The organism is Streptomyces sp. ActVer (assembly GCF_027270795.1).
Classification (GTDB): domain Bacteria; phylum Actinomycetota; class Actinomycetes; order Streptomycetales; family Streptomycetaceae; genus Streptomyces; species Streptomyces umbrinus_A.
This window is the reverse complement of sequence record NZ_JAPWHT010000539.1, coordinates 1-6,435: the sequence shown is the minus strand read 5'-3', so window position 1 is coordinate 6,435 and position 6,435 is coordinate 1. Positions and strand designations below refer to the sequence as shown.

Annotated in this window: 8 protein-coding genes and 1 pseudogene; 4 read left to right on the top strand and 5 right to left on the bottom strand. The window is 70.4% G+C overall.

Features of this window, described 5'->3' with window-relative positions:
• A partial coding sequence (locus O3Q52_RS46745; RefSeq protein ID WP_269654557.1) for an Atu4866 domain-containing protein occupies positions 1-316 on the top strand: 316 nt, incomplete at its 5' end.
• 40 nt (positions 317-356) lie between these two features.
• Here O3Q52_RS46745 and O3Q52_RS46740 read toward each other — a convergent pair.
• Positions 357-503: pseudogene (locus tag O3Q52_RS46740) on the bottom strand (MFS transporter); the annotation flags it as partial.
• Here O3Q52_RS46740 and O3Q52_RS46735 point away from each other — a divergent pair.
• Positions 502-726, top strand: a complete 225-nt coding sequence (locus O3Q52_RS46735; protein ID WP_269654558.1) for a hypothetical protein — start codon at positions 502-504, stop codon at positions 724-726. The pseudogene O3Q52_RS46740 and the gene O3Q52_RS46735 sit on opposite strands and share 2 nt — an antisense overlap.
• A gap of 159 nt (positions 727-885) precedes the next feature.
• Here the strand turns inward: O3Q52_RS46735 and O3Q52_RS46730 are convergent, their stop codons facing one another.
• Positions 886-2,280, bottom strand: coding sequence for an amidohydrolase family protein (locus O3Q52_RS46730; RefSeq protein ID WP_269654556.1), 1,395 nt, complete (start codon positions 2,278-2,280; stop codon positions 886-888).
• A gap of 368 nt (positions 2,281-2,648) precedes the next feature.
• Complete coding sequence (locus O3Q52_RS46725; protein WP_269654555.1) at positions 2,649-3,431, bottom strand: TetR/AcrR family transcriptional regulator; 783 nt, start codon at positions 3,429-3,431, stop codon at positions 2,649-2,651.
• Positions 3,432-3,521: 90 nt separating this feature from the next.
• Between O3Q52_RS46725 and O3Q52_RS46720 the strand changes: the two genes are divergently transcribed.
• On the top strand, positions 3,522-4,394 hold the full coding sequence (locus tag O3Q52_RS46720; protein ID WP_269654554.1) for an SDR family oxidoreductase: 873 nt from the start codon (positions 3,522-3,524) through the stop codon (positions 4,392-4,394).
• A gap of 70 nt (positions 4,395-4,464) precedes the next feature.
• Here O3Q52_RS46720 and O3Q52_RS46715 read toward each other — a convergent pair whose 3' ends face one another.
• A complete protein-coding gene (locus O3Q52_RS46715) occupies positions 4,465-4,965 on the bottom strand; it encodes a PaaI family thioesterase (RefSeq protein ID WP_269654553.1) in 501 nt (166 codons plus the stop codon).
• A 93-nt stretch (positions 4,966-5,058) separates the two neighbouring features.
• On the opposite strand from O3Q52_RS46715, the gene O3Q52_RS46710 reads away from it, so the two are divergent.
• The gene (locus O3Q52_RS46710) at positions 5,059-5,526 is read left to right on the top strand and encodes a helix-turn-helix domain-containing protein (RefSeq protein ID WP_269654552.1); all 468 of its coding nucleotides are present in this window, start codon (positions 5,059-5,061) and stop codon (positions 5,524-5,526) included.
• Between the two features lie 55 nt (positions 5,527-5,581).
• Here O3Q52_RS46710 and O3Q52_RS46705 read toward each other — a convergent pair.
• On the bottom strand, positions 5,582-6,435 hold an 854-nt coding region (locus O3Q52_RS46705), incomplete at its 5' end, for an RNA polymerase sigma-70 factor (protein WP_269654551.1).

Genomic DNA, 6,435 nt, shown 5'->3' with positions numbered 1-6,435 from the left:
CCTGTGGGCCGGCACCGACGCCCCCGACCGCCCCACCGCGCCCGAGGTCGGCATCCCGGCCGCCGGGGACATGACCGGCAGCCCGCGCGTCGGCGTCTGGATCGACAAGAACGACTTCCTGCACCAGGAGCTCACGGCCGACGGCCGCTACGACGAGACCCGGGGCGGCCGCCCACACGCCTACGAGGGCCGCTACTGGATCGACGGCGACCGCATCGACTACCTGGACGACCTCGGCTTCTGGGCCTTCGGCGAGTTCCAGGGCGAGGAACTCCACCACGCGGGGTACGCCATGCGACTCGGCTCGCCCAGGTGAGGCTGGGTGCAGCGCTGACTGCCGGCGTGGTGACGGTTGCCCCCACCAGTCCACCGGTGATCACCGTCCGGGGACCGTATCGGTCGGAGAGCGGTCCGGCGATCAGGAACCCCGCCGCGTAGGCGAACCCGAACGCGGTCGCCGTCCACGTCGTCTGTGTCGGGGTGGTGGCGAAGGAGTCGGCCATGGGGGTCAGCATGGCCAGGACGGTGTACATCTGGCCCACGACGAGGACACCGAGGGCGGTCAGCAGGGCCACGGTGGAGGCCGTGGAGGCCGTGGAGGCCGTACGGCTGCTGGTCGGCCGGGGTGGGTCTGCCGCGAGCCGGTCCGATGCGAGCGGTCCGATGCTTCGGGTGACGCGGATCGGCCTGCCGCGGTGGGCGTGGGCGATCGGCGGAGGATGTTGAGGCCGGACATGGGGACTCCGTTGAGCGCGCACGTCAGTGGCGCTGATTGCTGGATGTTGGTGCTGGTACTGGTGCCGGTACTGGCGCTCGTGCCGAGTTGCCGGGCCGTGTCTGACGGGGGTGCTCCTCGGCCTAGCCGAGGAGCACCCCGAACTCCGGTCAGCTCGCCGGTGTGTTGAGCACGTACGTGCGGGAGGCGCCGACCTCACTCCGCAGGGCCGCGAGGTCCACGTCGAGAACCTGGCCGTCCCACTTGCGGGGTTGGCCGCCCACCAGGACGCCGGTGATGTTGCGGGCGTCGGAGCCCAACACCAGCGTGCCGATGGGGTCGTTGAGCGGCATGTTGTTGAGGTCCTCGGCCTGGACGACCAGCAGGTCGGCCTTCTTGCCGGGGGTGAGGGAGCCGGTGACGTCGCCGAGGCCGCTGGTCCGCGCGCCCTGGAGGGTGGCGAAGTCCAGGACGTCGTGCGTGGTGATGCGGGAGAGGTCGCCGCCGGTTCCGTAGGCGGCGTTGACCGCGCGCATCCGCTGGATCGCGAGCAGGGCCCGCATCTGGGTGAACATGTCGCTGGCGAGGGCGACTTCGACGTCGATGCTCAGGCCGGGACGGATGCCGACGGCGAGCGCCTCGTCCACGGCGGGTATCGCCGTCTCCAGCCCGATCTGTGCGTCCGAGGTGGGCGCGAGAGCGACCGTCGTGCCGGACTCCCCCATCGCCTTCCATGCCTCGGAGGTCAGACCGGTGGCGTGGATCAGGGTGACATCGGGGCCGATTATGCCGTGCTTGGCCCAGGACAGCACGGCCTCCGAGGAGGACGTACCGAAGACCGCGTCGACGCTGACGCCGATGCCCAAGTCGGCTGCGGTACGGGCGAGTTCGGGGCCGTACGCGAGGACGGGGCCGGCGATCTCGTCGGTGGCCAGCGTCGCCAAGCGGAGGGTGAGCAACTGGTCGTCGCTGCTGAAGTACTGGTCCTTGAGACGGGTCAGGTCGGCCGGCCACTGGCGGTCCCACTCCCCGAAGTGCGGCCCCATCGAGGCGTGCACCCCGCGGATACCGGTGTCCCGCAGGGCTTCGATCGCCGCGTCGGAGTGCGCGCGGGTACGGGAGTTGTGGGAGAAGTCGAGCATCGTGGTGATACCGCTGTCGATCGCGGTCAGCGCAGCCAGCCTGGTGCCGACGTACATGTCCTGCGGGCGGTAGACAGTGGCGTATCCGGCGAGCGTTGACATCACGTAGCCGCCGAGATCGTCGACGTCGGGCATGATCCGGCGCAGCTGAGCCTCCCAGGCGTGCCGGTGGGTGTCGACGAAACCCGGGGCCAGGATCGTGCCGGAGGCGTCGACGACCACCGCGCCGTCGGCGGTCAGGTTCGGCCCGATCGCGGCGATGGCGTCGCCCTCGACGAGCAGGTCGCTGTTGTGCAGGATGCCCAGTTCCGGGTCCATCGTCACGATGGTGGCGCCGGTGAACAGGATGCGCCGACCCGGGTCGGCGGACTGGCGTCGCAGTTGTTCGAGAAGGCTGGCGCTGGTGGTGTCGTCGGTGCTCATGGCGGGCCCCTTTCGGGTGGCTCTTCGCAGGCGCCGCGGGAGGCGCCGAGTCTGGGCAGAGTGGCTTCTGGTCCAAGACTCGATCCGCGCCCGCACAGCAACCAGGCCGCCGTTTCCCTAGGTGCGACGCACCCAGGACAGCCCGCGGGGACAGGGGCTCCGCCACCGAGAGGGTGGCGATCGACCGACGGGCCACGCCTGGGTCACCCCCTCGACGCACCCCCACTGCGCGCCTCCGAGACCGCACGCGATGGCGCCTCATGCTCCGTAAGCGAGCACCTCAACCATCGCAGGCGAGCACCTCGGCCTCCCTAAGCGAGCACCTCAACCATCGCAGGCGAGCACCTCGGCCTCCGTAGGCGAGCACCTCACCCTTCGGAAGCGAGGCGGTCCAGCCACTCCCTCAGCAAATGCTGCTCCGCGCCGCTGAGTGTCGTCTGTTCGGGCAGCGTGGCGCGCAGGGCGCGTGCGGCGCCGGCCGCGCCCGCGTCCTGCACGGCCGGCTCCTGGTTGGTCACGGCGGCGACCATGGACTCCCGAAGAGTGGTCAACAGGGCCGGATCGCGCCGGTCTTCGGGCAGGGACAGCCAGGTGAGCACAGCCCCGCGTGCCGTGGCGTGGATGAGCGCGGCCGCGAGTTCCTCGTCGACGCGGAGCCAGCCACCGGCGGCCAGGCGGCGGATACGACCCATCAGGATCTCCATGCCGGCCTTGAACGCGGCCGACGTGGCCTTCGTGGGCTCGCTGTACATCAGCGTGTACAGCGCGGGATTGGCCAGACCGAATTCGACCGCCAGGTCCCAGCCCGCCCGCAGGTCCTCGATGAGGTCCTGCGGGTCCGGGTCGACGTGCTTGGCCGCGAGAAACGTGGCGAAGCCATGCTCGGCCACCGCTTCGAGCAGCCCGTCCTTGTCGCCGAACAGACGGTAGATGGACGGTGGTTGCAAGCCTGCCGCGACCGCGACCGCGCGAGTGGTGACGGCGTCACGGCCCTCGCGCGCCAGCAGGTCGGCGGCTGCCTCGATGACGCGTTGCCGGGTCTGCTCACGACCGACGACTGCGGAACCGGAGTCGGAGTCGGAGTCGGAGTCGGAGTCGGAGTCGGAATCAACGGCGGCAGCACCGTCCCTGGCGCGCGAACGTGGAGGCATATATCAACGATACCGCACATGCGTTTCCGCCGTTAATATCAGTGATACGTTCATTACGTTTCCACTGGAACCAGACTCCTGGAGTGCAACATGATCATCGTGACCGGAGCCACCGGACAGCTCGGACGACAGACCGTCGATCGGCTGCTGACCCGCGTACCCGCGGACCAGGTCGGCGTCAGCGTCCGCGACCCCCAGAAGGCGCAGACCTTCGCCGACCAGGGGATACGGGTGCGGCAAGGCAGCTTCACCGACGCCGCGAGCCTCGCCCACGCCTTCGAAGGCGCTTCCCAAGTGCTCATCGTTTCCGTCGACAAGATGGGCGAAGAGGCCGTGCGGCAGCACCGCGCCGCGATCGACGGTGCCGTCGCGGCCGGTGCCCGCCGCATCCTCTACACCAGCCACATGGGCGCCAGTGCCTCGTCGCGTTTCCAGCCCTGCCGCGACCACGCCGCCACCGAGGAGGCGCTGCGCGCCTCCGGCGTGCCGTTCACCTCACTGCGCAACGGCTTCTACGCCGCCAGCGCGGTGCGGTTCCTCGGTCACGCCATGCGGTCCGGCGAGGTCGCGCTCCCCGCGGACGGACCCGTCAGCTGGACCGCCCACGCCGACCTCGCCGAGGCGGCAGCCGTCGTCCTGGCCGACGAAGGCCGCTTCGACGGCCCGACGCCCCCGCTCACCGCGGCACAGGCGTTGACCTTCGACGACATCGCGCGCATCGCCACCGACGTCACCGGCCGCACGATCAAAAGGAGCACCGCGCCCGACGACCGGTTCCGGCAACAGCTGATGGGCCGCGGCGTCCCCGCCGAGGCTGCGGACCAACTGCTCGGCATCTTCGCAGCGAGCCGCGCCGGCGAGTTCGCCCCCGTCGACCCGACGCTGGCCGCCCTGCTCGGCCGCGAGCCCATCACCCTGGGCACGGTCCTGCGCGACCAACTGCCCGACGACGACGGCCGCTGACGGGCCGACCACACGGACCGGCACCCGCGGAAGTGCAGGCGAAGACGGAAGCCAAGGCGGAGGCCGAGTCTCACCCCTGAGCGGGCGGCACCGGAAAGAGCAGACAGCTACTGGTGGCGTGGGCGAGCAGACGGTCCTTCACGTCGACCAACTGCGCCTGGGCGAGGGCCGTTTGACGGCCCTGGTTGACCACCGTACCGATGGCTCGCACCGTTCCCGTGTCCACGGTGATCCGCCGCAGGAACTTCACCGTCAGGTCGAGCGAGGTGTACGCCATGCCTTGCGGAAGGGTGGACTGGACGGCGCACCCCGCCGCCGAGTCGAGCAGGGTGGCGAAGATTCCGCCGTGCACGCTGCCGATCGGGTTGTAGTGCTCCTCGCCCGGCGTCAGCGAGAAGACCGCCCTGCCGGGCTCCACCTCCTCCAGCGCGAAGTCCATGCTGGAACCGATCGGCGGCGCGGGCAGTCGCCCCGCCTGCAGCTCGCGCAGGAAGTCGATCCCGGACATGCGCCCGGCGGCCTCCGCCAGGATCGCGGGGTCCTCCCATTGATACGTACGTGTTCGTCCCACGATCCGGCGCCTTCCCATCTGACTTTTACAAATGAAGCTAACTGCCGGCTCACCTGACTGTCAATGACGAAGCCAGGCCCTTACGATGGCGGAATGGAGTGGCTTGAGGCGAGCACGGAGAACTGCCCCGTCCGGCGGACGCTCGACGTGGTCGGGGAGAAATGGACGCTGCTGATCCTGCGTGACGCCGTCAACGGAGTCCGCCGCTTCGACGACTTCCACCGCCACATCGGCCTGTCGGAGGCGGTCCTCAGCGACCGTCTCCGGAAGCTGGTCTCGGCCGACATCCTGAAGACCGTCCCCTACCAGGAGGCGGGCAGCCGCTCCCGCAACGAGTACCGGCTGACCCGCAAGGGCTGGGACCTGTGGCCCGTCCTGATGGCGCTGAGCCAGTGGGGCGAGACCCACGCCCTCGGCGCCGAGGGCCCCGTACTGGACGTCCGCCACACCGCCTGCGACGCCCCGGTCCGCGTCGTCGTGGAGTGCTCCGCGGAACACTCCACACTCACCCCCAGGGAGGTCACCGCCCGGCTGGGACCCGGCGCCCGCCCCCGATCGTGAATCCCCGGCCCGGGGCTCGCAGGCCCGCTCAAGATGGTTTCCGAGGGGCCCTGGCTCAGCGGCGCAGGGCGGTCTCCCGCTGCATGTGTGACAGCTTCTCGGGATTGCGCACCGCGTAGAGACCGGTGATGAGGCCGTCGTCGATGCGCACCGCCACGACGGTGTCGAGCTCGCCGTCGAGCCGGACGATCAGCGCCGGGTGGCCATTGACCTGCGCCGGCCGCAGCGACACCGCGTCGGCGACCCTGCCCAGCCCGGCGACCAGCAGCCGGGAAACCTTGTCGGCCCCCACGATGGGGCGCAGCACGGCCTGCTTGACTCCGCCGCCGTCGCCGAGGAGGACGACATCCGGCGCGAGGGTGTCGAGCAGGCTCTGCAGATCGCCCGTCTCGACCGCCCGCTGGAACGCGTCGAGCGCGTCTCTGGTCTCGGCCGGGGAAACGGCCCCGCGCGGCCTGCGCGCCGCGACGTGCGCCCGTGCCCGGTGCGCGATCTGACGGACCGCGGCCGCGTTCTTGTCGACGGCTTCGGCGATCTCGTCGTACCCGAGGTCGAACACCTCGCGGAGCACGAAAACGGCCCGCTCGGTGGGCTGCAGGGTCTCCAGCACCAGCATCATCGCCATCGAGACGCTGTCGGCCAGCTCGACGTCCTCGGCCACGTCCGGCGCGGTGAGCAGCGGCTCGGGCAGCCAGGAACCGACGTAGGACTCCTTGCGGCGGCCGAGCGTACGCAGCCGGCTCAGCGCCTGACGCGTGGTGATCCGGACCAGGTACGCGCGGTGGTCCCGCACGGTGCCGAGATCGACGCCCGCCCACCGCAGCCAGGTCTCCTGGAGGACGTCCTCTGCGTCGGCGGCCGAGCCGAGCATCTCGTAGGCGACGGTGAACAGCAGGTTCCGATGGGCGA

Excerpts from the sequence above, each read along its gene's own strand:
- O3Q52_RS46735 (WP_269654558.1), top strand. The coding sequence starts at position 502 with ATGGGGGTCAGCATGGCCAGGACGGTGTACATCTGGCCCACGACGAGG.
- O3Q52_RS46730 (WP_269654556.1), bottom strand. The coding sequence starts at position 2,280 with ATGAGCACCGACGACACCACCAGCGCCAGCCTTCTCGAACAACTGCGA.
- O3Q52_RS46725 (WP_269654555.1), bottom strand. The coding sequence starts at position 3,431 with ATGCCTCCACGTTCGCGCGCCAGGGACGGTGCTGCCGCCGTTGATTCC.
- O3Q52_RS46720 (WP_269654554.1), top strand. The coding sequence starts at position 3,522 with ATGATCATCGTGACCGGAGCCACCGGACAGCTCGGACGACAGACCGTC.
- O3Q52_RS46710 (WP_269654552.1), top strand. The coding sequence starts at position 5,059 with ATGGAGTGGCTTGAGGCGAGCACGGAGAACTGCCCCGTCCGGCGGACG.